Source organism: Aeromonas sp. FDAARGOS 1408, from assembly GCF_019048665.1.
GTDB lineage: Bacteria > Pseudomonadota > Gammaproteobacteria > Enterobacterales > Aeromonadaceae > Aeromonas > Aeromonas dhakensis.
Genome location: NZ_CP077394.1, coordinates 706,146 through 731,800 on the forward strand (window position 1 = coordinate 706,146; position 25,655 = coordinate 731,800).

The following is a 25,655-nucleotide window of genomic DNA, read 5'->3' on the forward strand; positions in this document are numbered from 1 at the left end:
TCTTACAGCATACCATCCTGCTTTCGTGGGATCTGCCCACCGCTTTCACCCCTGTGTAAAAGGAGTTCTCGTGATCAACGGTCTGGAGCACGACATCCAACTGCTGTTTTCCCAGTTCCTGGGCTGGTTGCTGCTGCTGTTTCACACCGTGATCGTGGCGGGGGTCTCATTGCGGGTGGTGATGAAGCGGCGCCCCATCGGGGTCTCGCTGGCCTGGCTCGCCCTCATCTATGCCATCCCGTTTGCCGGGGTCGGCTTCTACGTGCTGTTTGGCGAAATTCGCCTCGGCCGGCGGCGCGCCGAGCGGGCCCAGGCCATGTACCGCCCTTATGCCATCTGGATCCGCCAGCTGGCCCGGCTCTTCCCTCAGCACTGCTGCGAGGTGGGGGAGAAGGCCCAGCCGCTGCACGATCTGATCCAGGGACGGCTGGCCATGCCCATGCTCTCCGGCAACCGGATGACGCTGCTCAGCAAGCCGGAAGCCATCCTACGCGAGATAGTGCGCGACATCCGCCAATCCTCCCAGTCCTGCTACCTGGAGTTCTATATCTGGCACCCGGGCGGCGACACCGACGAGGTGTGTGAAGCCTTGATGGAAGTGGCGGCGCGCGGCGTGGATTGTCGCTTGCTGCTCGATTCCATGGGCAGCAAGACCTTCTTGCGCTCGCCCTGGCCGAAGAAGCTGCGCAAGGCGGGGGTCAAGCTGGTGGAGGTGCTGCCGGTCGGGGCCTGGCGCATCCCGTTCCAGCGTCAGGATTTGCGGATGCACCGCAAGCTGGTGGTGATCGACGACAGGGTCGGTTACACCGGCTCCATGAACATGGTGGATCCCCGCTTCTTCAAGCAGAACGCCGGGGTCGGCCAATGGGTCGACATCATGATCCGGGTACAGGGCCCCATGGTGCCGCTGATGTGGTCCATCTTCGTCTGGGACTGGGAGATGGAGACCGGCGAGCGGCTGCTCGACAGCCTGCAGCACGAGCCGGAGGCCTGGCCCCAGAGCAACTACCGGGCCCAGCTCATCCCGTCCGGCCCCTTCGTCGGCGGCGACTGCATCCAGCAGAGCCTGCTGCTGGCCATCTACCAGGCCCGCCACCATCTGGTGCTGACCACCCCCTACTTCGTGCCGGACGATCCGCTGGCGGCGGCGCTCTCCTCGGCGGCGGCCCGCGGCGTGCAGGTGCAGCTGGTGTTGCCGGCGCGCAACGACTCCATCATGGCTAATTACGCCTGCAATGCCTTCATGGAAGAGCTGCTGGAGGCGGGGGTGGAGATCTACCGCTACGACGCCGGCCTGCTGCACACCAAGAGCGTGCTGGTGGATGACGATTTTGCCCTGGTGGGGACGGTCAACCTGGATCGGCGCAGCCTCTGGCTCAACTTCGAGGTGACCCTGCTCATCGACAATCCGGTGTTCGTCGCCGAGATGACCCAGCTGGTGCAGGGCTACATGGTGGAGGCGACGCCCATGTCGCTGGCCAAGTGGCGGGCACGCCCCTGGTACAAGAAGGCCATGGAGAACATGTTCTATCTGTTCAGCCCCTTGTTATGACATCACTTAATTGTGGCCGGCGCCGAATTGCGCTTGCCTCCCCCCGAACTTGCCCCGTAGAGTGCGGCAATCACTCCCTGGAGAACGGAATAAAGATGAAGAAGCGAGTAGCGCTGGCCGTCACGGCGGCCTTGGTGGTGGGTGGGCTGGGTGCCTGCTGGTACACGGGCAATGCGTTCGACCGTATCATGGCCGAGCAGATCGCCAAGGTGAAGCAGGAGAGCGGCATCGAGTTGAGCTGGCAGCCGGGTTCGAGCAACCTGTTCACCCGTGACGGCGTACTGAAGATGGTGATCACCCCGCAGACCCTGGCCAGCCTGGATGGTCAGCTGGAGGGGAGCGAGCCGGTCGAGGTGCAGTTCATCGTCGACAGCCGCATCCTGCCGCTCTACATCAAGAGCAACATGCTGCTCGACACCAGGCAAGGTTCGCTGGCGCCCGTGTTCAACGCCTTCAAGATGGAACAGTGGCAGTTTGGCATCGAGTCGGTTAGCAGCCTGTGGACTTCCAGCAACAGCAGCCGCTTCTGGGCCAACGAGTTCAAGGTCAAGCAGGGGCTCGACGAGTTCAGCTTCCTGCCGATGAAGGGTGACTATCACGGTGATCTGGAAGGCAATGGCCACCTCACCTTCCACTGGCAGGGGATGACCCTGCACGAAGAGCAGAACAAGATGGACATGGTGCTGGCCGAGCTCAAGGGCAGCGCCGACATGGCCGAGATCCGCGGCATCTGGCTCTCTCCCCGCAGCGACATGACCCTCTCCGCGCTGTCGGTACAGCTGCCGGACAACGTCAAGTTCTCCCTGCAGGGGCTGACCTCCGAGACCCAGCTGGCTGGGGATGATGCCCAGACCCTCTCCAGCAGCTACCAGATGAAGGTGGATACCCTCAATCTGGAGAACGAGGCGGACAACCTGGCGCTGACCCAGAGCAAGCTGGCCCTCAATCTGAAGGGGCTGGATCTGGAAGGCTATCAGGCGCTGCAGGCCTCCAGCGGCCAGGGCGTGGAAGAGGAGGCTATTCAGCAGGCGCTGGACAAGATGCTCAAGCGTGGTGCCACGCTGGAGCTGGTGGACTTGAGCTCCCATCTCAACGGCGAGCCGGTGGCCATGAAGGGAGATATCAAGCTGGCAAGCACCTCGCTCGAGCAGCTGTTCAACAGCGAAGAGGGGATGCACGCCCTCTCCGGCCTGCTGCACGCCAACCTGAGCGGCAAGCTGGGCAAGGCGGTGCCGCAACTGGCACCCATGCTGGACCAGTTCGCGGCCATGGGGTATCTCAAGGCGGACAAGGAGCAGCTGACGGCCGAGATCAAGCTCGACAAGGGCGCCATGACCATCAACGATCTGTCGCTCTGATTGACGTCGCGTCAGTGCATATGGAACAAAGGCTCCCGCGGGAGCCTTTGTCGTTTTCGGTGGCTGGAGTTACTTGAACACCACCGTCTTGTTGCCGTAGACGAACACCCGCTCGTTCAGCACCAGCTCGAGCGCCCGGCTCAGCACGGACTTCTCCACGTCGCGGCCGGCCTTGGCCATGTCGTCGGCACTGAAGGTGTGATCGACGTGGATCACGTCCTGCTCGACGATGGGGCCCTCATCCAGGTCGTCGGTGACGAAGTGGGCGGTGGCGCCGATCAGCTTGACCCCGCGATCGAAGGCCTGACGATAGGGGCGGGCACCGATGAAGGCAGGCAGGAAGGAGTGGTGGATGTTGATAATCTTGCGTGGATAGGCCTCGACGAAACTCGGGGTCAGCACCCGCATGTACTTGGCCAGCACCACGTAGTCGGGCTGGTAGCCGTCGATGATGGCGCGCACCTGCTCTTCGTGCTCGGTGCGGCTCAGATCCTCGTGGCTGACGGTGTGGAACGGAATGTCGAACTTGCCGGTCAGCTCGGCAAGGGTGTCGTAGTTGCCGATCACCGCCACTATGTCCATGTCCAGCGCACCGGCGTAGTTTTTCATCAGGATGTCGCCGAGGCAGTGGGTCTCCTTGGTCACCAGGATGACGATGCGCTTCTTGCCGGCCTTGACCAGCCGGCGCTGGGCACCGGCGGGCAGGGCATCATCGAGGTCGGCCAGCAGGGTCTCGTCGTTGAAGCGCCCTTCCAGCTCGGTGCGCATGAAGAAGCGGCCGTTTTCGTGATCCACGAACTCGTCGTTCTTGTTGATGTTGAGCTGGTGCTTGTAGCAGATGTTGGTGATCTTGGCGATGAGGCCCTTGGCGTCCGGGCAGTCCGTCAGCAGTATTTTCTTTTCCATCTCTGTCATGATTCCGTTGGTGTTGTTGGCGCCTGAGTCTGCGCAGGCCGCGCGTTTTTTCTGGCACTATGCCACAAACAAAATCAGAAAGGACAGCGCGCCGTGCATCCGGGCGATCCGTGCCCCGGAGCAGGCATGCTATTCATCCTTGATGGGTTTTGTGCTGGTATCCGGCACCGTTTTTCTTTAGGCTGTCTGCGCTTATTCTCAGGGCGGGGTGAAATTCCCCACCGGCGGTATCCCGATCTGACTCGGGGAGCCCGCGAGCGCCCGACCCGGTTTTCAGCCGGGACGGGGTCAGCAGATCCGGTGAGATGCCGGAGCCGACGGTCACAGTCCGGATGAAAGAGGATAAGACAGACTATTGCAGGCAAGCCCCCCGCGGGCCGGCCGCCGCATGCCTATCTCTGTCTGCCTTTCCATGCCCTGATTCTGGTCCTTGTCTTGTTTAGGAGTCTTACCATGAATCAGTCTCTTCTCAGTGAATTTGGTGATCCCATTGCCCGTGTCGAAGCGGCGCTGGCAGCTCTGCGTGCCGGCCGCGGCGTGCTGGTGGCCGACGATGAAGATCGGGAGAACGAAGGGGATCTCATCTTCGCAGCCGAATCCATGACCAATGAACAGATGGCCATGATGATCCGCGAGTGCTCCGGCATCGTCTGCCTCTGCCTGACCGATGAGCGGGTACGCCAGCTCGAACTGCCGATGATGGTGGAGGCCAACTCCAGCCACTATCAGACCGCCTTCACCGTGACCATCGAGGCGGCGCAGGGGGTGACCACCGGCGTCTCGGCGGCCGATCGCATCACTACCATCCGGGCCGCCATCGCCGACGGTGCCAGACCCTCCGACCTGCATCGCCCGGGCCACGTCTTCCCGCTGCGGGCCCGCACTGGCGGGGTGTTGACCCGCCGCGGCCATACCGAAGCCACGGTCGATCTGATGCAGCTTGCCGGGCTCAAACCCTTCGGTGTGTTGTGCGAATTGACCAAGGAAGATGGCTCCATGGCCCGCTTGCCGGATCTGGTGGCATTTGGCCGCCGCCATGACATGCCGGTGCTGACCATCGAGGATCTGGTGCAGTATCGTCAGTTGCTGTCAGAACGTTCAGCCTGAGCCTCATACGAAATTGTAATAAGCACAAAATTTGGTTACGCTTTGTGCGAACCTCATCCAGTGACCCTTATTTTTGACTGAACTTTGCACAAAAAGTGTACGTTTAAAAAAAAATGAGGGTTTTAATGCATTTATCTGTGATGGGGCCTATCCAAACTATGATTTTTTTGTGCCATAATCACGCCGCTTGCTAAACGTCTGGCGAGTTAAAGGGAGCTTTTAAAATGAAAAAAATGTTGTTGGTAGGTGTTGTTGGTCTGTCCGCTCTGCTGGGCGGTTGTGCAAACACCAGCGAACTGGAAACTTCCGTTCAGAATCTGTCTAACAAAGTTGACCAACTGGCTCAAGATGTTAGCGCTGTTCGTGCTGATCAGTCCAAGATCGCTGCTGATGTTGCAGAAGCCAAGCAAGAAGCTATGCGTGCTAACCAGCGCATCGACAACATGGCTACTTCCTACAAGAAGTAATCCATGCGAAAAAAATGGCGCAGTTATGCGCCATTTTTTTTTGCCTGAAATTCATCAAATTCCCGCATTTTCCTCGCTGATCCCCGCCTGACAAGGCAATGCCGATCGCTCGGCATCACCCCGTTGCTCATCTTCCTTTCAAGTCAGTAGAGCAGGCTGTAGAGCTTGCGACGGTAACCCTGTGCCGCCGGGTTGGATCCCATGGTGGTCAGGATGTCGAGATAGGTCTTCTTGGCATCGCCGAAGGCGAGATCCCGCTTGAGGATGGTGAACAACAGCGCCAGCGCTTCTTCCTGGCGGCCGGCCTGGCTGTATTGCACCGCCAGCTCCTGGGCCAGGGCAAAGTTGTCAGGCTCCTGCTGGTGGCGGGCTTCCAGCGCCCGCAGCTCCGGGCTGTCCGCGGCCTGTTGGGCCAGCGCCAGACGGGAGACAAGCGTCTGGTAGTGGTCATCCTGGGCGATCATCGGGATCTTGCCGAGCAGCTCCTGAGCCTCATCAAGCAGATTGAGATCGAGTGCCGCCTGGGTCAACCACAGACTGATGTCGTGGCGATCCGGTGCCAGCTGATGGGCCTTGCCGAAGTGGCCATAGGCCACGCTCGTCTGGCCGTCCGCCAGTGCCTGTTGCCCCTGTTCGAGCAGCAGCTCCTCCTCCTTGGGGGCGAAGGCGGCGAAATAGCCGCGCAGGGTGGCCTCGTCCTGCGGGCCTTCCAGAATGGCCTGCTCGTCAGGGCGGCCCTGATGGAACAGCACCAGCGCCGGCAGGGCGCGCAGACCGAGCTGACCGGCCAGCGGTTGCAGCTGCGGATCGTTCATGTCGACCTTGGCCAGGGTCACCTGGGGATTGGCCGGGCCGACCAGCGCCTCCACCTGCGGGGTCATGGCCTGACACTCCGGCATCTGGGGGGCGTGGAAATAGATGACGATCGGCTTTTTCATGGAAGCATCGATCAGGGCGGCTTGGAAATTCTGGGGATTGATGTCGACGATCATGAGGCTGACTCTTGGAAAATGGTGTGAGTTAACATGGGGTTGATGGGCACAGAATTCAAGCTGCCATCGAGCAGCCAGCCGTTGACGGCCAGGGTCGGCGCGGCCAGGCTGAGCCAGCCCTGGCCGATGGCCCAATCCTGCACCCGGTAATCCTGTTCATCGAGCTGGTTGTCGAGCCGCCACTCTTCCTCAGGCACGAAGCGCACCTTGTCGAGGCCGGCGGCGATGCCGGCGCCGTGGGCTTTCAGCACCGCCTCCTTGCGCGACCAGAGCCGATAGAAGGCCGACTCTTGCTCCGCTTCGGGCAGGGCGAGCAGCCACTCATATTCACTGCGTGCATAAAAGCGGCGCGCCAGTGGCAGAGTCTGGCGGCGGCGCTGACCCATCTCGATGTCGACCCCGAGCGGGCCGGCGGCGCAGAGGGCGATCACCAGCCAATCCCCGCTGTGACTGAGGTTGAACTGCCAGCGTTCGTCGCTCAGCACAGGTTTACCGTGCGGGTTGCTGGCAAATTGCAGTGCATCGGGGTTGCACTGCAGCCGCTCGGCCAGCAGCCGTCGCAGCAGCCCGCGGCTGAGCAGGTACTCCTGGCGGCGCAACGGCTGGCCAATCGCCTGCCATGCCTGCCGTTCGGCGGGGGAGAGCAGGGTTTGCAGCAGAGTCAGCTGCTCGGCGTCGACCTTTGCCGGTTTTAACAAATAGAGATCCACAGAGATCATAATTTTTCACTTTAAAAGAGCGGCGAAACAGCGATAAAAGTCAGTTTAATCCGGTCAGGACGGCTTCTTTCGAGATTGTATATTGTTTGGCCACGATCACATTAATCAGGAAAAATAATGCATTTCCTTGCCGAAATGTGAGGTCGATAGGGATTTTCGCTTGCCTCGATAGAATTCTTGGATATAGTCGGGTGCTGTTGCCTTATAAATTGCCCGTTCGGGCCGTATTTTAACAAGTTTTACTATTTTGCGGGGATAAAGGATTGCGCCACCTGATGCTACTGCTGGTCGCGCTCGGAATGGTGGGTTGTGCCTCGGCACCCCAGCCCGAGGTTGCGAGCAAGATCGAAGTTTCCATGATGGAACCCGTAATTGAACCGGAAGCTTCACAAACCCCAGATGTAAACGAAATCCTGACTGTATACAAAGAGTGGCGCGGCGTACCTTACCGCATGGGAGGCAGCAGCCAGCGTGGCATCGATTGTTCCGCTTTTGCCCGTGAAGTGTTCCGCAACGCCGTCGGCATCGAACTTCCCCGCGATACCCGCTCCCAGGTCCATGAAGGCACCCGAGTCTCCAAGCAGGATCTGGTCGAAGGGGATCTGGTCTTCTTCAAAATCAATCGCCGCCTCAACCACGTCGGCATTTATGTGGGCAATGGCGAGTTCATCCACGCCTCCACTCGGGCCGGGGTAACCCGCTCCAAGCTCGACAGCTCTTATTGGCGCAGCAAGTTCTGGCAGGCACGCCGGATCGACATCTGAGTCAGGCTGGACAAACGGCTCGCAGTACGGACTGTTTTTCCAACCTCACTTGAACCGGGCTCCCGCAGCCCGGTTTTTTATGGCTGCGATTTAGACTTTCGGGGGCCGAATCACTATAGTGTGGGCCCGTTTTTTCCCCGGCAGGCCCAGCATGAAGACCCGTTCAGACCATAAATCCGGATTGCACCCGCGCAATCGCCACCAGGCTCCCTACGACTTTGCCGCGCTCTGCCTGCGTACTCCCGAGCTGCAGCCCTTCGTCTTCGTCAATCCCTACGGCGCCAGCACCATCGACTTTGCCGACCCCGCCGCCGTCAAGGCGCTGAACAAGGCCCTGCTGGCACTGCATTACGGTATCCAGCACTGGGATCTGCCGGCTGGCTACCTTTGTCCGCCCATTCCTGGGCGTGTGGACTATCTGCACAGAGTGGCTGACTTGCTGGCCGAGAGCGCGGGCAAGGTGCCGACCGGCAAGGGCGTGCGGGTGCTGGATGTTGGGGTGGGGGCGAACTGTATCTACCCCCTGCTGGGCGCCCGCGAATATGGCTGGCGCTTCGTCGGCTCCGACATCGACCCGGTGTCGGTCAAGGCCGCCTCTCTGCTGGCCAACAGCAACGGGTTGGGCAGCCAGATCGAGTGTCGCCTGCAGTGCAGGGCCGGCGACATCTTTCAGGGCATAGTGGCGCCGCGCGAGCGTTTCGCGCTGACCCTCTGCAACCCTCCCTTTCACGCGTCGCTGGCGGAGGCGAGCAAGGGGACTGAGCGCAAGCTGCGCAATCTGGGCAAGGAGGTCAAGGACAAGCCGGTGCTCAACTTCGGCGGCCAGAAGGCCGAGCTCTGGTGCGAAGGGGGAGAGGCCGCCTTTCTGGCCGCGATGATCAACCAGAGCCGGGCCTTTGCCGAACAGTGCCTCTGGTTCAGCTCGCTGGTATCGAAAAAGGATAATCTGCCGGCGGCGAAGAAGGCGCTGACCCGGGTCGGTGCTCGTCAGGTGCGGGTGCTCGAGATGGCGCAGGGCAACAAGGTGAGCCGGGTGCTGGCCTGGACCTTCTTCGATGAGGCAGGGTGCCGCGAGTGGTGGTCAGCAGCGCGCTGATCTCCACACAGGCCCGTGACGGGCCTTTTTCATCTCAATGCCAACATGATCGGATAAAAAACAGGCAATCGTTTTCTTCGTTGGTTCATCATGCTGTTATGTAGCTATCCTGTAGTGATTTTTGCCTTGGTACAGCTGTACGCCGAGATTTTTTTGCACTTTCAGCTGTAACTTTAATAAAATAGGACTGGTTAGACCTCTTTACAGGCTTTGAATCGAATAGGGATCGGTACATGAAAGTTGTCGATTTTCTGAAGCGCAAGCGCGAAATTCTGGCGCAGCACCCCTTTGAGCTCAAGGATTGGCTCTCCCCGGCTATCCGCGACTACTGGCGTGAGTTTCAGCAAAAGGCACACCTCCACCCTCTGCTGGGGCGAGTGCTGGATTTGCAGGGCGACAACCAGTCCATGCTGCAGCAGCAGGGTGCGGCCCAGGCCGTCAACGGCCAGCCCGTGCCACCGCAAGAGTCGATCATCGAACTCGACGGTGAGGCGGCGACCCTGTTTGCCACCTTGCAGGCGCGCATCGGTGAAGAGACCCACGTGGGCGAATGGCTGCATGTCAGCCAGCAGATGATCGATCAGTTTGCCGCCGTGACTGGGGATCATCAGTGGATCCACACCAACCCCGAGCGTGCCGCCGCCGAATCGCCGTTCAAGACCACCATCGCTCACGGCTTCCTGACTCTGGCCCTGCTGCCGCAGCTGACCGGCTCGGTGGACGAGGCCAATCCGGAGTTTCCGACCGCCCGTATGGTGGTGAACTTCGGTCTGGATCAGGTTCGTTTCCCGTACCCCATCAAGGTGGACAGCAACATCCGCGCGCGCACCAAGCTGGCTCGGGTTACCCCGATCAAGGGCGGGTTGGAGCTGCTCAAGGAGATCAAGGTGGAGATCGAGGGGGTACGCCGCCCCGGCTGCGTCATCGAGTCTGTCACCCGACTCTACTTCTAGGCCGCGGCTCACCCCCAGTCTTGCCAAAAATCAGGCCCACCTAGGTGGGCCTGATTTTTTTTGTGGCTGCTGGGTCATCTGTGATCGGTCTGGCTCAGAAACTGGCTCCCAGAGTGAGCAGGTGGCGCCACTCCTTGCTGCTTTTGAGCTCGAAGCCCGGCAAGTGGATGCGATAGTCTTGCCAGTCGAGCTCGCTCGACCAGGAGAGGCGCAGGTGATCGTTGAAGTAGTAGCGTACTCCCAGGTTGCCTTGCACTGTCTGCTCCCGGGTGATGTAGGGCGAGGGCTGGTCCAGATAGCGCTTGTAGCCGCCCTTGCTGAACAACTCCAGCTTCTCCGACCAGAGGTCGACGGGTTGACGATAGTCCCAGCCAAGGCCCAGCAGGGGATAGTTGATGATCCTGTCGTTGAACAGGCTGATGATGAAGAGGGTGTTGAGGTCATCCGGTCTGGTGTATGAGCGCTCCAGCCCGGCCTGGCCGATCAGCTCCAGTCGCCGCCGCTTGTCGTTCCAGAACCGGTAGCCAGGGCCAGAGGAGTAGGCAAGGCTCATGTAGTCGGCTTCCAGCATGCGATATTCGAAGTCGACGGCTGAGCGCAGAAACCAGTTTTGGTCGAAGAAAAAGTCCAACATGGGTTGGAGCCGGTACTCATGGCTGTTGGTGACGTTGTTGGCGGTCTCGTAGATGTACTCCCCGTCCAGCGTATAACGCCAGTCGAGGTTGGCCACCTCGGTGGATGCCTTCAGGTTGACGTTGTTGGTCTTCTTGTCGTTGTGCTTGAGCTTGACGTTCAGATCGCCGCTGCCACTCCACAGCCAGGCCTTCTGATCATCCGGCGTCAGGGCGAGCAGGGTAATGCCGCTCTTGACGGTCGGTTTCGGCTTGTCCTGCTTCTCGATGCGCCAGCGCTTGACCGCCTCGCGTTTGACCGTGACGGGCTCGCTATAAGGGAGCGCGATGCGCACCTCCTCGTCACCTATCTCCTCTATGGTGCCGGTCAGCCGGTCACCGTTGTCCATCCAGAGGATGTCGGCCAGAGCCGCCGGGCTCAGCAGCAGGGCAAGCAGGCAAAAAACGCGGTAGCTCATGAAGATCCTCGTGAACATGGTTGGCTATCAGCCGCTGACGGGACGGGGAATGCCGTTCTTGCTGTTGAGCGCGCTGGCAGCCTTGTCCCCGTCGACTTCTGGTTTGGCGATGAAGGCCTGCGCCTCGGCGGAGAGGATCAGCGGGGCGCCCTGTTTCAGCTCCAGCTCGGTGCGAGAGAGGGGAGAGTGAACCTCCAGCCAGTGGCGGCCATCGGGCTCGATGGCGGTCTTGACCGGCTGGTTGATCACCCGCACCTGAGTGCCGACGGGGACAATCTTGAACAGGGCCTCGATGTCGTCAGGACGCAGTCGAATGCAGCCGGCACTGACCCGCAGGCCAACGCCGAAATCCTTGTTGGTGCCGTGAATGAGATAGTCCCGCTTGCCATAGCCAAGGCGCATGGCGAACTTGCCGAGGGGGTTGTCGGGGCCTGGTGGCACGACCGCCGGCAGGGTGATCCCTTTTTGTTCCAGCCAGGATTTGCGCACCATGGGGCCGGGCACCCAGGTTGGATTGGGGTTCTTGGCAATGATGGTGGTGGTCATTTCGGGAGTCTCCCGCCCTATGTCACCGATGCCGATGGGCAGCACCATCACCTCGTTCTTGCCCTTGGGGAAATAGTAGAGGCGCAGCTCCGGCAGATTGATCACTATGCCTTCGCGGGGCACGTCCGGCAGCAGCATCTGGGTCGGCAGGGTCAGCCGGGTGCCCGGCTTGGGCAAATAGGGGTCGACTCCCGGATTGGCTTCCAGCAGCGCCAAAAAACCAATCTGGGTGTGCTTGCCGATGAGCTCGAGATGTTCATCTGGCTGGACTATGTAGTCCTCCAGCTCGCCGATCAGGCGGCTGCCTGCCGGGGGCAGTGGATAGGTGGTAGCCAAGGCCGGAGCCGTCAGCAGGCTGGCGGTCAGTGCCAGCAATGAGAGGGTTCGTGCGATGAACATGTACTTCCTGTCTGATTGGATGAGAGGCCGCGCCGCGACCTCCTGGGAAAAAGGGGGAAATTGTCAGTCAAATGCGCGCCGATTGCCAGCCTGGCCGACAAGGGCTGCAGCCGGGTCCCTGCACGGCAATCCGTCATGTTGACCCTGTCTTGCCTGTTTTTAATGCAAAGCCAAGTCATCTGCAATGAGCAGAGGAACGCTGACTGGAGGGGGATGGCGGTTCAGCGCCATCGAATGCACGGGACGCAATGCAGGGGGCTGATCGCCCTGGATTGGGTACCAGTACCGGGAGCGACAGGCTCGGACGCCCGTTTGCCTGGTGTGTACTTATCTGCTGGTTTTGTGTGCAGTTGTTTGATCTTTAAAGAGATTCAAGTTGATTTCCAGAGGCGGCTCCGGTAACAATGAAGCACCGTGGAGAGATGCCGGAGTGGCCGAACGGGATTGACTCGAAATCAATTGTGGCAGCAATGCCACCCAGGGTTCGAATCCCTGTCTCTCCGCCATCTTCAAGGCCCAACCTGTCTGACAGGTTGGGCTTTTTCATTTTGTGATTTTTATAGTACGCCATTAGAAGGTGCTCCCGAACCCCGCCCCTGGTTCATAGACTGTTGCCTCCCTGCACCTCTGTCCGCCTCCATTGCGTCCATGTTGGCAATGGAGGAAGCCGTCAGACCGATGCTGAGACAGAGTCCCAGCAGGGCCAGCGTTGCTGGCATCCTGACATTGGGATGGTGAAAGTCCACCTAGGTCAGATAGCAGAGTGCGGCCGCAGAGATTGCCAGCGATGAGCTGGCGACGGTGCGCAGGCTACAGAGGTTGAAGAGGTAACCTGCGTTCGGGCCGCCCACGGCGGCTGCGGCCATGATGGGGATGATGAACATGCCGGCTTGTAGTGGCGTGTTGCCCAGCACGTATTGCAGCGCCTGCGCCAGGGTCAGCTCGACCCCCGTCAGGGCGCCGAGGATAAGCAGCAGCGCCTGGCCCAATCCCCATCTACCCGACGTCGTCCGTTCGATTGGCGGCAATAGGATGAATACCAGCGGCGCGACCAACAGCATGACCGGGACATAGATAAAAAAGGTCGATCCCCGTCAGTAGTGGGCCAGCCGCACTCCGCCGATCAACGGCCCGAGGACCGTCCCGCAACCCTAACTGTTTCCCACTGGCCCAGCGCAATGGCACGCTCATTTTCCTCTTGGAAGGTGCGACGTATGGTGCCCAGCACGCAGGGCATGATCATCGCGCCCACCAGGGCCAGCAGCCCCTGTGCATTGGTGAGCATGTCTGGCGTCGGCGCAAAGGTGGCCAACAGGGAAGCCATCCCGAAGATGGCAAGCCCGGTCGGTGAGCAGCACACGCCGGTTGCCGATACGATCCGCCAGAGTGCCCATGGCCACCAGCAGTCCCGGCATCAGCAGCGGATAGATGTCGATGATCCACAGTACCTCGGTAGCGGATGCACCGAGGGCCTGGGTCAGCGAAGGTACGGCAATGTGCAATATGGTCATGTCGATGACTACCGGCAAGAAGGCCAGGAGGATCAGCCAGCGGCGTTGAGTGTCAGAAAACATGGCGTGGCTCCTCCGTAATGGTGGGTGAATGAGGGCTGGCAACGCAGACCTCAACCAGAGCTGTCTGGCGGCCCTCGTTCAGGCCGCACAACAGGCTCAGGGGGCAAAGCCTGGCCATTATTGCTCTCCCCATTGCTGAGCACGCCGGGCCAGCCAGACCTGCAGGCGCTCCTGCGCCCCGATGATGAAGACAAAGAAGACTGGCACGAAGAAGATGGCCAGCAGGGTGCCGCTGATCATGCCGCCGAACACGCCGGTGCCGATGGCATGCTGGGTCTCCGCACTGGCACCGCTGGCGAGCATCAGCGGCACCACGCCGAGGGTGAAGGCGAGCGACGTCATCAAGATGGGGCGCAGACGCAGGCGTGCGGCGGTCACCGCGGCATCAAGCAGCGTGCGACCCTCGGTGTGCAACTGGCGCGCAAACTCCACGATGAGGATGGCGTTCTTGGCCGACAGCCCGATGATGGTGATCATGCCCACCTTGAAGAAGACGTCGTTGGGCATGCCGCGCAGCATCACTGCCGCCACGGCACCGAGCAGGCCCAGAGGGATCACCAGCATCACGGAGAGCGGGATGGACCAACTCTCGTAGAGCGCGGCCAGCACCAGGAAGACCACCAGCGCCGAGAGCAGCATCAGCATGGGGGCCTGGGCCGCCGACTGGCGCTCCTGCAGCGACTGCCCCGTCCAGGCCAGGGCAAATCCTGGCGGCAGTTGTGCCACCAGACGCTCCATTTCCGCCATTGCAGCGCCGCTGGAAACCCCGGGGGCGGCGCTCCCGGAGAGGCGCACGGCAGGGAAGCCCTCGAAGCGCATCATCTGTTGCGGCGACTGGCGCCAGATTGGCGTCACCACCTCCCGCAGGGGCACCATGCCGCCGCTGGCATTGCGCACCCGCAGGCTGAGCACGTCATCGAGCTGCATGCGCGCCTTGGCATCGGCCTGCAGAATGACCTGCTGCATGTGCCCGCCGTTGGGGAAGTCGTTGATGTAGAGCGACCCCATCGCCGCCGACAGGGTGCTGCTCACGCTGGTGAACGAGAGTCCCATGGCCTCGGCCTTCTGCCGGTTGATCTCGAGGTGAATGCTCTCGCCGGGGGGCAGGCTGTCCGGATAGACATCGCTCACCACCTCGCTTTGGGCGGCCAGTGCCAGCAGCTGCGCCTGGGCGGCCAGCAGCGCGGCTTCCCCCTGGTTGGCCCTGTCCTGCAGGAAGAGCGTGAAACCCGAAGAGGTGCCCAGTTCGTCGATGGCGGGCGGCAGCAGGCTCATCACTGTGCCTTCATTGCTGTTGGCCATGGCGGCCTGTGCCAGTTCTGCCTCTTCGGCTGCCGTGGCACCATGACGCTGGTCCCAGTCTTTGAGCATGGTGAAGGCCATGGCCGCATTGGGGCCGGCGCCGGAGAAGCTGAAGCCCTGCACCACCAGGTTGGTGTCGAGCGCCTTGCGAGAAGCCACATGGGCCTCGAACTCCTTGATGACGGCCAGGGTGCGCTCGCTGGTGGCGCCGGTCGGCAGCTGGATGGAGGTCATGAAGTAGCCCTGATCCTCGTCCGGCAGGAAAGAGGAGGGTAGCTGGGCGGCGGCGATGGCCAGCACGGCACAGAGGGCAAGGAAGGCCGCCATCATGCGTCCGCTGCGCCCGACCAGGCGGGTGACCCGAACGCCGTAGCTCGTCGTGAGTCGCTCGACGCCCCGGTTGAAGGCACCGAAGAAGCCGCGCTTCTCATGATGGCTCTGGCTGACCGGGCGCAGCAAGGTGGCGCAGAGCGCCGGCGTCAGGGTCAGGGCGAGGAAGGCGGAAATCAGGATCGAGACCGCCATCGACAGGGTGAACTGCTGGTAGATGACCCCCACTGAGCCGCTGCCGAACGCCATGGGGATGAACACCGCCGTGAGCACCAGGGTGATGCCGATCACCGCCCCGGTGATCTCCTTCATGGCTCGCGATGTCGCCTCACGGGGCGAGAGCCCCTGGGTGGCCATCAGGCGCTCGACGTTCTCCACCACCACGATGGCGTCGTCGACTATGATGCCGATGGCCAGCACCATGCCGAACATGGTCAGGGAGTTGATGGAAAAGCCGGCGAGCAGCATCACCGCGAAAGTGCCGAGCAGGGCTATGGGTGCGACGATGGCCGGGATCAGGGTGTAGCGCAGGTTCTGCAGGAAGAGGAACATCACCAGGAACACCAGCACCATGGCTTCCAGCAGGGTGTGGATCACCTTGTCGATGGAGACCTTGACGAAGGGGGCCGAGTCGAACGGGATCGAGTAGGCCATGCCCACCGGCAGGGTGGGGGCGAGCTGGGCGAGACGGGTGCGCACCGCATCGGCGGTGCGCACGGCGTTGGCACCCGGGGAGAGCTGGATGGCGGCGCTGGTGGCGGCCACGCCGTTCTCGCGGTTGGCAAAGGCGTAGGATTGCGCCCCCAGCTCGACCCGGGCGACATCGCCCAGCACCAGCTTGGCGCCATCGCCACCGGCCCGCAGCACGATGGCGGCGAACGCCTCTGGGGTCGTCAGTTGCCCCTCTACCGTGAGGGGGACCGTCAGGCGCTGCCCCGGCAGGGCGGGTTCGTCGCCGAGGCGCCCAGGCGCTATCTGCACGTTCTGCTGCTCGATGGCCTGCGCTACCTCGCTGATGGTCAGCCCGTAGGCGGCGAGCTTACCCGGATCCACCCAGATTCGCATGGCCTGCTCTGCGCCGAACAGCTGCACCCGTCCCACGCCCTCGATGCGGCGCAGCTCCTGGACGATATTGCGCGCCATGTAGTCGTTCAGCGCTATTTCATCGAAGCGGCCATCCGGTGAAGTCATGCCGACCATCATCAGAAAGCCGGACGAGGCGGACTCCACCTGCAGGCCGTTTTGCCGCACCGCCTGTGGCAAGCGAGGCTCGACCGCCTTGATGCGATTTTGCACGTCCATCTGGGCCAGCTCGGGGTCGGTGCCCGGCTTGAAGGTGGCGGTGATCTGCGCGCTGCCCGAGGTGTCCACCGACGACTCGAAGTAGAGCAGGTTCTTGACTCCCGACAGCTCGCGCTCGATAAGGCTCACCACCGCATCGTTCAGGGTCTGTGGCGTGGCGCCCGGATAGGTGGCATAGAGGGTCACCGACACCGGCGCCACCGAGGGATAGCGGGAGATGGGCAACTTGGGAATGGCGATGACCCCCGCCAGCACGATGAAGAGGGCTATCACCCAGGCAAACACCGGGCGATGAATGAAAAACTGCGGCATGAAAACGTCTCCGATTCAGCGGGTGTGGGTGCCGGCTTACTGGCCGGCAACAAGGGGCTGCCAGGGATGGGCAATGACTTGCGCCCCCGGGGTCAGGCGGTCGATCCCCTCGATCACCACCCGTTGTCCGGCGCTGAGCCCGGATACGATGCGGTACTGGCGCGCCACCAGCTCACCGGTTGTGACAGCTATTTGCTGTGCCTGCCCCTGGTCATCCACCACCCACACGCTGGTCTGGCCCGATGTACGCACCACCGCCTGCTGAGGCACGCTCAGGGCGTTGGCATAGTGAGCCCGGGGAATGCGCGCCTGCACGTAGAGGCCGGGCAACAGGCGCCGCTCCGGGTTGTCCACCAGCACCCGCAGCAGTACGTCACCGGTACCGGCATCCACCTCGATGCCGGAGAAGAGGATGTGCCCCTGCATGCCGAGCGGCTTGCCATTGCTGCCGAGGATCTCCACCGTCAGTTCAGGCGCCGTCGACCCTGCCTGCTGGCGCAGGGCTTCCAGTACCGAGGCAGGTTGGCGCACATCGACGTAGACCTGATCGATCTGCTGGATCCTGGCCATGGGGGTGGTATCGGTGGGTGACACCAGGGCTCCTTCGCTCACCAGCGCCTGATCGATGCGCCCGGCGATGGGAGCCTCCACGCTGGCAAATTGCAGGTTCAGCTGGTGCCGGGCCAGGGTCGCCCTGGCCTGAGCCACGTCGGCGGCAGCCTGATCCCGCTGGGAGACGGCGTCGTCATAGGTCTGGCGGCTGATGGCCTCGGTGCGCAGCAGCGGCACCAGGCGGTCAATCTGGATGCGGGCACGGGCCAGCACGGCCTCGGCCCGCTGCAATGCGGCGGCGGCGCTGTCGACATCCGCCTTGAAGGGGGCCGGGTTTATCTGGAACAACACGGTGCCTGCGCCGATTTCGGCGCCCTGCTCGAACAGGCGGCGCTGCACAATGCCGCTTATCTGGGCGCGAATTTCGGCGCTGCGCACCGCGGCCACCCGGGCGGGCAGATCCTCGCTGATGACCAGCTCCTGCCCTGCCAGCGTCATCACCGACACCTGAGGAAGGGCTGGCGCGTCTTGCGCTTGCGGCGCCCCATCGCAACCTGCCAACCCGAATACGGCAATGACGGCAAGCAGAGCGCCCGCATACCGCTGTCTGACAAACATCATACTCACCTCGTTAAACCGTCTCCCCGGCATGGTGTTGCCGCGAGAGCACATCGAGCGGGCATTATGGAGAGGGGCTATTGCGAATGATTCGAGGCTTTGTGGAGAATCCATGGAGGCGGTGATAAAGTTCAAACCCACCATTTTCGAGGCCGACCATGTCGTATCTTCCAGCCTCCGCCAGCCCGGCGGCCCAGTCACTGGTACTGATTGCAGAGGATGAAGCCGAGATCGCCGAGATCCTCGCCGCTTACCTGCAACGCCACGGATTGCGCACTTTGCATGCCGCCGATGGCCGCGTAGCCCTGGCCATGCACCAGACATGCAAACCCGATCTCCTGCTGCTGGATGTGCAGATGCCGCAGCTCGACGGCTGGCAGGTGCTCAGCGAGATCCGGGCCCGTGGCGACACGCCGGTGATCATGCTGACCGCCCTGGATCAGGACCTCGACAAGCTGATGGGGCTGCGCATGGGGGCGGATGACTATGTGGTCAAACCCTTCAATCCGGCTGAAGTGGTGGCCCGGGTACAGGCGGTGCTCAGACGCAGCCAGGCAGCAAAACAGGCCACGGCCCGGGTGTTGCGGGTCGGCCCCTTCCAGATCGATCTGGAGAGCCACGAGGCCAGCCTTTGCCGCGATGAGGGGCAACTGGTGCTGGATCTGACCCTGACCGAGTTCAAGTTGCTCGCCTCCCTGATGCGGGCGCCGAAACGGGTGTTCAGCCGCGCCGAACTGCTGACCAACTGCTTGCCCGAGGGGGATACCCAGGAGCGCACGGTGGACAGCCACATCAGCAAGCTGCGCAAGAAGCTGGAGGCACACGGCATCCAGGGGGTGCCCGCCAGTGTCTGGGGCGTAGGCTATCGCTTCGGGGGCGATGCATGACATCGGCCCCCGGCCTGCGCAGGCAGATCATCCGCTCCCTGGGGCTGATGGCGCTTGGCATCATCTCCCTCGCGGTGATCGGCACCTATGTGTTCTACGCCATTGCCGTGACCTATGTGCCTGGCAGCATCTCCGAGAGCTGGATACCCTCCAGGGTCGAGATGCTCTGGATAGGCTCGACCATTCTGATTGCATTGGGGATGGCGCTGTACGTGGCGGTTCGCCTCTCTCGGCGCATCCTGACCCCGCTCAATTCGGTGGCGAACAGCCTGCGCGAGGTGGCAGAGGGCAAACTCGATGCGCGCGTGCCGCTGGATGAACAGGCAATTGGGGAGACGGCGCAACTGGTGCGGGACTTCAACACCATGGCCGAACGGCTGCAGAGCATGACCCGCGAGCGGGAGTTCTGGAATGCCGCCATCGCCCACGAATTGCGCACCCCGGTGACCATCTTGCGCGGCCGCTTGCAGGGGCTGGCCGAAGGGGTATTTCCGCCAGAGCGTGCGCTCTTTGAAGGGCTGCTGCGTCAGGTGGAGGGATTGACCCACCTGATCGAAGACTTGCGGGTGCTCAGTCTCAACGACAGCGGCCACCTGGAGCTGCAACGGACAGAGGTCAGGCTGGCCGATGAGCTAAGTGTGGTGCTTGACGCCTTTGCCACCCCCCTGGCCGCGAGCGGTTTCACGCTGAAGCGGGAGCTCGATGCCGAACTCCTTGTTTGTTGCGATGCACTTCGCATCCGTCAGGCTCTGATGGCGCTGCTGGAGAATGCCCAGAAGCATGGGGTGCCGGGCCTGCTGACCGTGCGCCTGCATCGCTCGGGCGCCCAGTGCATCCTGAGCGTGGAAGACGAGGGGCCCGGCATCAGCAAGGAGGTCGCCGCCCATATCTTCGAGGCATTTCGCCGGGGGGATCCGTCACGTTCGCGCAAGAGCGGCGGCAGCGGGCTCGGACTGGCCGTGGTCAAGGCCATTGTCGAGGCCCACGGTGGCAGTGTGGTTTGCCAATCCGCTAAAAGTGGAGGAACAATGTTCCTTCTCTCATGGCCTATATCGTTCAATTCTCAGTTGTCCTGAAATATACCTTGTTGTTTAAATAGTCAATTTTGTCCCATTGGACTAGGTTTTCGTCATATCCCATAGCTTAATGAGTGTACTAATGGGTTAAAGCATAATTGTCCACGGGCTGGGGCAGGATGGCCCTACATTTTGGCTCCACATAGCAACTTGAGCGTTTGGGCTCTGGCCTAGTTATCGCTAAGCAAGTCGACCAATATGGTTTGTGGTGTCTGGTGGGTTATTGCTCGATGTGGTGTTGTGGTTGCTGGCCGATGGCAGCGGTTATCTGCCGAGGGATCAAAGTCTTGTAATCACGCAAGTCATGCATGGTTGGGCTTCCCAACACCCTAGATGTGAGGAACTACATGACGTTGTGGGGATGATTGTCTACAGCGATTGCTTGAGACGGATGATGTCTCGTTGATAGCTACGGCGGTGGCTATGCCAAATCACCCGCTCGGTAGCAGCCTCCAGTAGCGCAGTGGTCATGGTGCGGGGAAGAACCAGATTTGCGCCATCCCATTTATCCAGGTCCAGCACGCCGGAACGCACCAGACTGGCCAACTGCGTATCAAACTCTTGGGTCAGCTTCAGCGCAATGAACTCCTCGATATGGGCTCGGAGCACGGTAATAGCAGCCTCTGGCGCCATTGGTGATGCATTGGGCGTTGTCATGGTCATGTATGGCAGCTCCAATGCGGCTTGTCATTGGTACCATGGTTGACGTAGGCCCCGACCATTACCCGTTGCCACTCGCCAACCGGCTAACCCGCTGCATTACAGACACAGCGAAAGCGGGCGAAGTTAATCTCTCGCGGCAGATGTTCACGCATATCCCGTGGACTGACAAAGAGCGTGGTCTTGTGCAGCACCGGGTTGGGGGCTATCAGTGGCCCGCCAATTCGTCGCCTCTCCACATCGTGGGCATAGGCAAATCCCGGCATTATCAACTGTTGACAGATGAGCTTGGAGAGAGCTGGATGGGTACACATGGCTTCCGCTACGGCGGCCTGGCTAAAGCTATCGTTGAACTCAATCATTGGTGTTTGAACGGTAGGCCGCTGCCAGCAGCGCAAACTGTTCGACCAGGTGACTGATGCTGATGCCCAGTTCATCACTTACCCCATCACCCAGACGGTGATGCAGGTGTGCCATGTCTTCAGAGATACGTTGGGCTATCTGGGCGGTTGAGCTCGATAGTGAGCTTGTCAGCGTTAGGGTGATGGCGAGATTCATCGCATCTCTCCCCAAGGAACTTGGTCCCACAGTGGCAGTCGGGTCAGCACGTCTTGCGCCAACGCTTGCTGAAACTGCTGTATTACCTTGACCAAACGAGGTGCCTGCTCAGGGCTCCCTCTCCATTCGCTCGACTGGTACAGCTTAGCGCGGCTTGCTTCTCATCTTCTCATCGTTGCCAAGATTCTGGCTTTGTACTCGAGTCATGTCAGCTGGCTGAAATAGACAAAGGTGGATCAATCCAGCGGAGTTTGCGTTCGCCACTGCTCAGCCCTGTGTGCTGGTTTGCTCACTCTCCCTCACCAGCTCGAGGAAGGCGCGCATGGCGGGGGTGATGCTGTGCTGGCGGGTGATGAAGGCGGTGTGGCCGATGTCGCGTTGCGGCGCCAGCGGCAGGCAGACCAGATCCGAGAGCTTGCTGGCGGATCGGGCGAGGCCGGCACTGACGATGGCCCAGCCCAGTCGGTGGCGCACGGCGCTCACCAGGTGAAACAGGGAGTCGGTTTCCAGCACCACGTCAAGCAGGATGCCGGCCCGCTCGGCGGCGCGGTCCAGATACTTGCGAAACTGCATGGTGCGGCTGGGCAGTACCAGCGGCCGCTGCTGCAGTGCCGTCAGGGTCAGCTCGTCACCGGGGAGGCGCTGACCCGCCTCGTCGCGGTTCATCAGCACCGCCATCTGGTTGTGCCCCTGGGGATAGAGATGGAAGCTCTGTCTGGCGGCGCCGGTGAGCGGTTCGTCAAATCCCAGTCCGATGTCGCACTGGTGCAGCTCCAGCTGTGACAGCAGGGCTTCGTTGCTGAGCACCGAGAGACGAATGACGATGTCGGGGTAGCGCTGCTTGCAGCGGGCGATGAGCGGCATGATGTCGACATTGGACTGGGGCACTATGCCGATGCGCAGGGTGCCGGAGAGCTCGCCATGAAACAGCGCCAGCTCCTGCTTGAGCGCCTCCTGCTCCAGCAGCATCCGCTCGGCATACTGGCGCACCAGCTCGCCCGCTTCGGTGAGGGCGACGAACTGGCTGGTACGCACCACCAGATCGGTGCCGAGGTTCTTCTCCAGTGCCGTGATGCTGGCTGAGAGGGTCGGCTGGGTGATGTGGCAGGCCTTGGCCGCTCTGGCAAAATGCTGGTGTTTGGCCAGTTCGTGGAAATAGTGCAGCTGCTTGATGTTCATGATCATTCGGGAGGTGAGGATGAACCTAAAAATTAATCAATTGAAAAAACGCCGTCAATAGAACAACTCTATTGCCATATAGATTTATTTCATTGGTTTTGCGTCTGCCGCCTCTCTAAACTTGAATGCAGTTTGCATTTTTAGGCCAACCTGCATGCCTGCCTACACGCCCGTCGACATCCCCGTCAATTTGCCTGCCTCGCCCGCACTGGATCATCTGGTGGAGGAGGTAGCCGTCGCCATCAACATCAATGGCATCAACCATGCGGTGATGATGGCGACCCCGGACGATCTCGACGACTTTGCCGTCGGCTTTCTGTTTGGCGAGGGGATCATCCGGCACAACCACGAGGTCCACGACATCCAGATCGCGCCGGCCGAGCAGGGGGTGGTGCTGGACATCACCATCGCCAACCGCTCCCTGGCCGCCCTGACCCAGCACAAGCGCCGGCTGACCGGGGCGACCGGTTGCGGCATCTGCGGCGTGGCGGCGGTGGAGCAGGCGCTGCCCGCACTGCCGGTATTGCCGCTGACGCCGCCGCTGGATGGGGCCTTGCTGGCGGGGCTGCGTGCGCAGATCGCCCAGTGGCAGCTCAAGGGTCAGCAGCACGGCGCCCTGCATGCGGCGCTGGCGCTGGATGCCGAGGGGCGGATCCTGCACTGCCGGGAAGATATCGGGCGCCACAATGCCCTCGACAAGCTGATTGGCCTGCTGCTGCGCCGGCACAGTGCGTGCGACACTTTGGTGGTGACCAGCCGCTGCGGCAGCGAGCTGGTGCAAAAAGCCGCCCGTTTCGGTGCACGTCACCTCATCTGTCTGGCATCACCCAGCCAGCTGGCGGTCAGGCTGGCCCTCAAATACAACCTCAACGTCGTTCATATTCCCAAGTTTGATGCCCCGGTCAGCTATTCGAGCTATCGCCCGGCGGATCCCATCGGAGAGTGCCATGAGTCATATTGAAAAGCCCGCCAAAGCCGGCGGTTTTTCGTCCCTGCAATCCACCATGAAACAGGTGCTGCGCAGCCAGAAGACCCGTCAGAACATCAAGAACCTGTTGCGGGTCAACCAGACCGACGGCTTCGACTGCCCGGGCTGCGCCTGGGGTGACAACGACCACGGCACTTTCCAGTTCTGCGAGAACGGCGCCAAGGCGGTGGCCTGGGAATCCACCGGCAAGACGGTGGGGGCCGAGTTTTTCGCCGCCCACTCGGTGCGCCAGCTGGCGACCCAGAGCGACTACTGGCTCGAGTATCAGGGGCGGTTGACCGAGCCGATGCGCTACAACCCAGCGACCGATCACTACGAGCCGGTAAGCTGGGACGACGCCTTCGCCCTGATTGCCGACACCCTCAAGGGGCTGAATAGCCCGGACGAGGTGGAGTTTTACACCTCGGGGCGTGCCAGCAACGAAGCTTCTTATCTTTATCAGCTGTTTGGCCGCCTGTTTGGTACCAACAACTTCCCCGACTGCTCCAACATGTGCCATGAGGCGAGCGGGGTAGCGCTGATCCAGTCGGTCGGCATCGGCAAGGGGACTGTGGTGCTGGATGACTTCGACCAGGCCGATGCGGTGTTCGTCTATGGCCAGAATCCGGGTACCAACCACCCGCGCATGATGAATGCCCTGCGCCAGGCGGCACGTGGCGGCTGCAAGATCGTCAGCTTCAACAACTTGAAAGAGGTGGCGCTGGAGCGCTTCGCCAGCCCGCAGAGCCCGCTGGAGCTGCTGACCCCGGCGGCCACCACCATCAGCCACCAATACCTGACGCCGAAACTGGGTGGCGACATGGCCGCCATCCGCGGCATGGCCAAGTACATCCTGGAAGAGGCGCCAGAGGCGGTGGATCGCGACTTCATCGCTCGCCACACCCGCCACTTTGCCGAGTACGAGGTGCAGGTGCGTGCCACCGACTGGGCGGCGATCGAGCAGCAGTCCGGCCTGAGTCGCGCCGAGATCGTACAGGCAGCCCGGGTCTTTGCCGCCAGCCAGCGCATCATCAGTTGCTGGGCCATGGGGGTGACCCAGCATCTGCACTCGGTCGACACCGTCCGCGAAATCGTCAACCTGCACCTGATGCGCGGCCAGATTGGCAAGCCGGGCGCGGGGCTCTGTCCGGTTCGAGGCCACAGCAACGTGCAGGGCAATCGCACCATGGGGATCAACGAAAAGCCCACCGCCGCCTTCATCGACCGGCTCGAGCGTCACCTGCAGGTGAGTCTGCCGCGGGCCGCAGGTCACAACGTTTACGAGGCGCTCAAGGCGCTGGACGAGGGCAAGAGCAAGGTACTCATCTGCCTGGGTGGCAACCTGGCGGCAGCGGCGCCCGATACCGGCTTCACCTACGGGGCGATGAAAAAGGCCGAGCTCAACGTGCAGATCAGCACCAAGCTCAACCGCAGCCATCTGCAGGTGGGCAAGGCGGCGCTGATCCTGCCCTGCCTCGGTCGCACCGAGCTCGACATCCAGCGCACTGGCAACCAGAAGATCACGGTGGAGGACACCTTCAGCATGGTGCACGCCTCGACCGGTGCGGCCGAGCCGGTGTCGCCGCTCTGCCTCTCCGAGACCGACATAGTAGCGCGGATGGCTCATGCCACCGTGGGCAACGAGCGGGTCGACTGGCTGACCCTGCGTGATGACTATGCACGCATCCGCGATCTCATAGAGCAGACCATCGCCGGTTTTGCCGATTTTAATGCCCGCATCCAGCAGCCGTGCGGTTTTCATCTGGATAACTCCGCCGCCAAGCTGGTGTGGAACACCGCCAGCGGCCAGGCCGAGTTTCGTGCCAGCACCCTGCCGCACTCTGTGTTGCCGGAGTGTACCCGTCATGCCGAGCAGATGAGCGATCAGCCGGTGTTGCTGCTGCAGAGCCTGCGCTCTCACGATCAGTACAACACCACTATCTATGGCATGGATGATCGCTATCGCGGCATCAAGGGCCAGCGCAACGTGGTGTTCATGAATGAGGCGGATGCCCGCCAGCTTGGCTTTGCCGAAGGGGACAGGGTCGACATGGCGGCCATCTGCAACGACGGGCGCGAGCGCTGCGTGACCGGTTTTGTGGTGGTGATCTACGAGATCCCGCGTGGCAACATCGCGGCCTACTATCCGGAAACCAACCCGCTGGTGCCCATCGACAGCATAGGGGCGGGCTCGTTTACCCCGACCTCCAAGTCCATCCCGGTGCTGGTGACAACCTCCAATCGGCAGGACAATCTGTTGCTGCTATGAGCCGAGAGGTTTGCAGGCTAGCCGGTTCAAGCCGGCCAGCCCCATGCAGCAGAGCCTGGACATCCTATAAACAACAACGCCGCATAAGCTATGCGGCGTTGTTGTTTTTCA

General features: G+C 61.6%; 23 protein-coding genes, 1 tRNA gene and 1 riboswitch. Of the genes, 12 read left to right on the forward strand and 12 right to left on the reverse strand.

What is annotated here, in order from left to right; translation table 11 throughout:
- The first annotated feature begins 70 nt into the window (after positions 1 to 70).
- Both cls and I6L38_RS03525 read left to right on the forward strand, forming a co-directional pair.
- Positions 71 to 1,552, forward strand: a complete 1,482-nt coding sequence (cls, locus tag I6L38_RS03520; RefSeq protein ID WP_216989150.1) for a cardiolipin synthase — start codon at positions 71 to 73, stop codon at positions 1,550 to 1,552.
- Between the two features lie 95 nt (positions 1,553 to 1,647).
- Positions 1,648 to 2,910, forward strand: a complete 1,263-nt coding sequence (locus tag I6L38_RS03525; RefSeq protein WP_043170855.1) for a DUF945 family protein — start codon at positions 1,648 to 1,650, stop codon at positions 2,908 to 2,910.
- Between the two features lie 69 nt (positions 2,911 to 2,979).
- On the opposite strand, the gene purU is transcribed toward I6L38_RS03525, so the two are convergent.
- Positions 2,980 to 3,816 (reverse strand): formyltetrahydrofolate deformylase, encoded by an 837-nt coding sequence (purU, locus tag I6L38_RS03530; RefSeq protein ID WP_011705222.1) that lies wholly within the window; start codon positions 3,814 to 3,816, stop codon positions 2,980 to 2,982.
- Positions 3,817 to 4,015: 199 nt separating this feature from the next.
- A riboswitch (FMN riboswitch) is annotated at positions 4,016 to 4,173 on the forward strand.
- Between the two features lie 105 nt (positions 4,174 to 4,278).
- Here purU and ribB point away from each other — a divergent pair.
- Together ribB and I6L38_RS03540 are read left to right on the forward strand one after the other, a co-directional pair.
- Positions 4,279 to 4,932: a 3,4-dihydroxy-2-butanone-4-phosphate synthase gene (ribB, locus tag I6L38_RS03535; RefSeq protein ID WP_005298666.1), complete on the forward strand. Its 654-nt coding sequence runs from the start codon at positions 4,279 to 4,281 to the stop codon at positions 4,930 to 4,932.
- Between the two features lie 224 nt (positions 4,933 to 5,156).
- Positions 5,157 to 5,399, forward strand: coding sequence for an Lpp/OprI family alanine-zipper lipoprotein (locus tag I6L38_RS03540; RefSeq protein WP_010634682.1), 243 nt, complete (start codon positions 5,157 to 5,159; stop codon positions 5,397 to 5,399).
- 143 nt (positions 5,400 to 5,542) lie between these two features.
- Here the strand turns inward: I6L38_RS03540 and I6L38_RS03545 are convergent, their stop codons facing one another.
- Complete coding sequence (locus tag I6L38_RS03545) at positions 5,543 to 6,391, reverse strand: tetratricopeptide repeat protein (protein WP_019839645.1); 849 nt, start codon at positions 6,389 to 6,391, stop codon at positions 5,543 to 5,545.
- The gene (locus I6L38_RS03550) at positions 6,388 to 7,110 is read right to left on the reverse strand and encodes a 4'-phosphopantetheinyl transferase superfamily protein (RefSeq protein ID WP_201880519.1); all 723 of its coding nucleotides are present in this window, start codon (positions 7,108 to 7,110) and stop codon (positions 6,388 to 6,390) included. The genes I6L38_RS03545 and I6L38_RS03550 overlap by 4 nt, the downstream gene beginning before the upstream one ends.
- A gap of 275 nt (positions 7,111 to 7,385) precedes the next feature.
- Between I6L38_RS03550 and I6L38_RS03555 the strand changes: the two genes are divergently transcribed.
- The 3 genes from I6L38_RS03555 to I6L38_RS03565 all read left to right on the forward strand — a co-directional run bounded on the left by I6L38_RS03555 (position 7,386) and on the right by I6L38_RS03565 (position 9,923).
- Complete coding sequence (locus I6L38_RS03555; protein ID WP_005298673.1) at positions 7,386 to 7,874, forward strand: C40 family peptidase; 489 nt, start codon at positions 7,386 to 7,388, stop codon at positions 7,872 to 7,874.
- Between the two features lie 151 nt (positions 7,875 to 8,025).
- Entirely contained in the window at positions 8,026 to 8,970 is a 945-nt protein-coding gene (gene rlmF, locus I6L38_RS03560; RefSeq protein WP_043170858.1) for a 23S rRNA (adenine(1618)-N(6))-methyltransferase RlmF, read from the forward strand.
- A 233-nt stretch (positions 8,971 to 9,203) separates the two neighbouring features.
- On the forward strand, positions 9,204 to 9,923 hold the full coding sequence (locus I6L38_RS03565) for a MaoC family dehydratase (protein ID WP_043170859.1): 720 nt from the start codon (positions 9,204 to 9,206) through the stop codon (positions 9,921 to 9,923).
- A gap of 94 nt (positions 9,924 to 10,017) precedes the next feature.
- Here the strand turns inward: I6L38_RS03565 and I6L38_RS03570 are convergent, their stop codons facing one another.
- Entirely contained in the window at positions 10,018 to 11,013 is a 996-nt protein-coding gene (locus I6L38_RS03570) for a DUF481 domain-containing protein (protein ID WP_017785840.1), read from the reverse strand.
- A gap of 27 nt (positions 11,014 to 11,040) precedes the next feature.
- Positions 11,041 to 11,958: a L,D-transpeptidase family protein gene (locus I6L38_RS03575; protein WP_043170860.1), complete on the reverse strand. Its 918-nt coding sequence runs from the start codon at positions 11,956 to 11,958 to the stop codon at positions 11,041 to 11,043.
- A 416-nt stretch (positions 11,959 to 12,374) separates the two neighbouring features.
- On the opposite strand from I6L38_RS03575, the gene I6L38_RS03580 reads away from it, so the two are divergent.
- Positions 12,375 to 12,464: transfer RNA gene (locus I6L38_RS03580), tRNA-Ser, on the forward strand.
- 240 nt (positions 12,465 to 12,704) lie between these two features.
- On the opposite strand, the gene I6L38_RS03585 is transcribed toward I6L38_RS03580, so the two are convergent.
- From I6L38_RS03585 to I6L38_RS03600, 4 genes are all read right to left on the reverse strand, one after another.
- Positions 12,705 to 12,947, reverse strand: a complete 243-nt coding sequence (locus I6L38_RS03585; RefSeq protein WP_052248715.1) for a hypothetical protein — start codon at positions 12,945 to 12,947, stop codon at positions 12,705 to 12,707.
- A 198-nt stretch (positions 12,948 to 13,145) separates the two neighbouring features.
- On the reverse strand, positions 13,146 to 13,532 hold the full coding sequence (locus tag I6L38_RS03590; protein ID WP_196249025.1) for a hypothetical protein: 387 nt from the start codon (positions 13,530 to 13,532) through the stop codon (positions 13,146 to 13,148).
- A 117-nt stretch (positions 13,533 to 13,649) separates the two neighbouring features.
- Positions 13,650 to 16,778 carry a multidrug efflux RND transporter permease subunit gene (locus I6L38_RS03595; protein WP_216989151.1) on the reverse strand — a complete coding sequence of 1,043 codons (3,129 nt, stop codon included), beginning with the start codon at positions 16,776 to 16,778 and terminating at the stop codon, positions 13,650 to 13,652.
- 36 nt (positions 16,779 to 16,814) lie between these two features.
- Positions 16,815 to 17,951 (reverse strand): efflux RND transporter periplasmic adaptor subunit, encoded by a 1,137-nt coding sequence (locus I6L38_RS03600; RefSeq protein WP_201880522.1) that lies wholly within the window; start codon positions 17,949 to 17,951, stop codon positions 16,815 to 16,817.
- 155 nt (positions 17,952 to 18,106) lie between these two features.
- On the opposite strand from I6L38_RS03600, the gene I6L38_RS03605 reads away from it, so the two are divergent.
- On the forward strand, positions 18,107 to 18,835 hold the full coding sequence (locus tag I6L38_RS03605) for a response regulator (RefSeq protein ID WP_043170890.1): 729 nt from the start codon (positions 18,107 to 18,109) through the stop codon (positions 18,833 to 18,835).
- A complete protein-coding gene (locus I6L38_RS03610) occupies positions 18,832 to 19,911 on the forward strand; it encodes an ATP-binding protein (RefSeq protein ID WP_216989152.1) in 1,080 nt (359 codons plus the stop codon). The genes I6L38_RS03605 and I6L38_RS03610 overlap by 4 nt, the downstream gene beginning before the upstream one ends.
- 369 nt (positions 19,912 to 20,280) lie before the next feature.
- Here I6L38_RS03610 and I6L38_RS03615 read toward each other — a convergent pair whose 3' ends face one another.
- The 3 genes from I6L38_RS03615 to I6L38_RS03625 all read right to left on the reverse strand — a co-directional run bounded on the left by I6L38_RS03615 (position 20,281) and on the right by I6L38_RS03625 (position 22,314).
- On the reverse strand, positions 20,281 to 20,574 hold the full coding sequence (locus tag I6L38_RS03615; RefSeq protein ID WP_226009536.1) for a hypothetical protein: 294 nt from the start codon (positions 20,572 to 20,574) through the stop codon (positions 20,281 to 20,283).
- Positions 20,575 to 20,925: 351 nt separating this feature from the next.
- On the reverse strand, positions 20,926 to 21,129 hold the full coding sequence (locus I6L38_RS03620; RefSeq protein WP_043170893.1) for a hypothetical protein: 204 nt from the start codon (positions 21,127 to 21,129) through the stop codon (positions 20,926 to 20,928).
- 267 nt (positions 21,130 to 21,396) lie between these two features.
- Positions 21,397 to 22,314, reverse strand: a complete 918-nt coding sequence (locus I6L38_RS03625; RefSeq protein ID WP_080760916.1) for a LysR family transcriptional regulator — start codon at positions 22,312 to 22,314, stop codon at positions 21,397 to 21,399.
- A 148-nt stretch (positions 22,315 to 22,462) separates the two neighbouring features.
- Between I6L38_RS03625 and fdhD the strand changes: the two genes are divergently transcribed.
- Both fdhD and I6L38_RS03635 read left to right on the forward strand, forming a co-directional pair.
- The gene (fdhD, locus tag I6L38_RS03630; RefSeq protein ID WP_043170894.1) at positions 22,463 to 23,269 is read left to right on the forward strand and encodes a formate dehydrogenase accessory sulfurtransferase FdhD; all 807 of its coding nucleotides are present in this window, start codon (positions 22,463 to 22,465) and stop codon (positions 23,267 to 23,269) included.
- Positions 23,256 to 25,544: an FdhF/YdeP family oxidoreductase gene (locus I6L38_RS03635; RefSeq protein WP_216989153.1), complete on the forward strand. Its 2,289-nt coding sequence runs from the start codon at positions 23,256 to 23,258 to the stop codon at positions 25,542 to 25,544. Before fdhD ends, I6L38_RS03635 begins: the two co-directional genes overlap by 14 nt.
- The last annotated feature ends 111 nt before the right edge of the window (positions 25,545 to 25,655 follow it).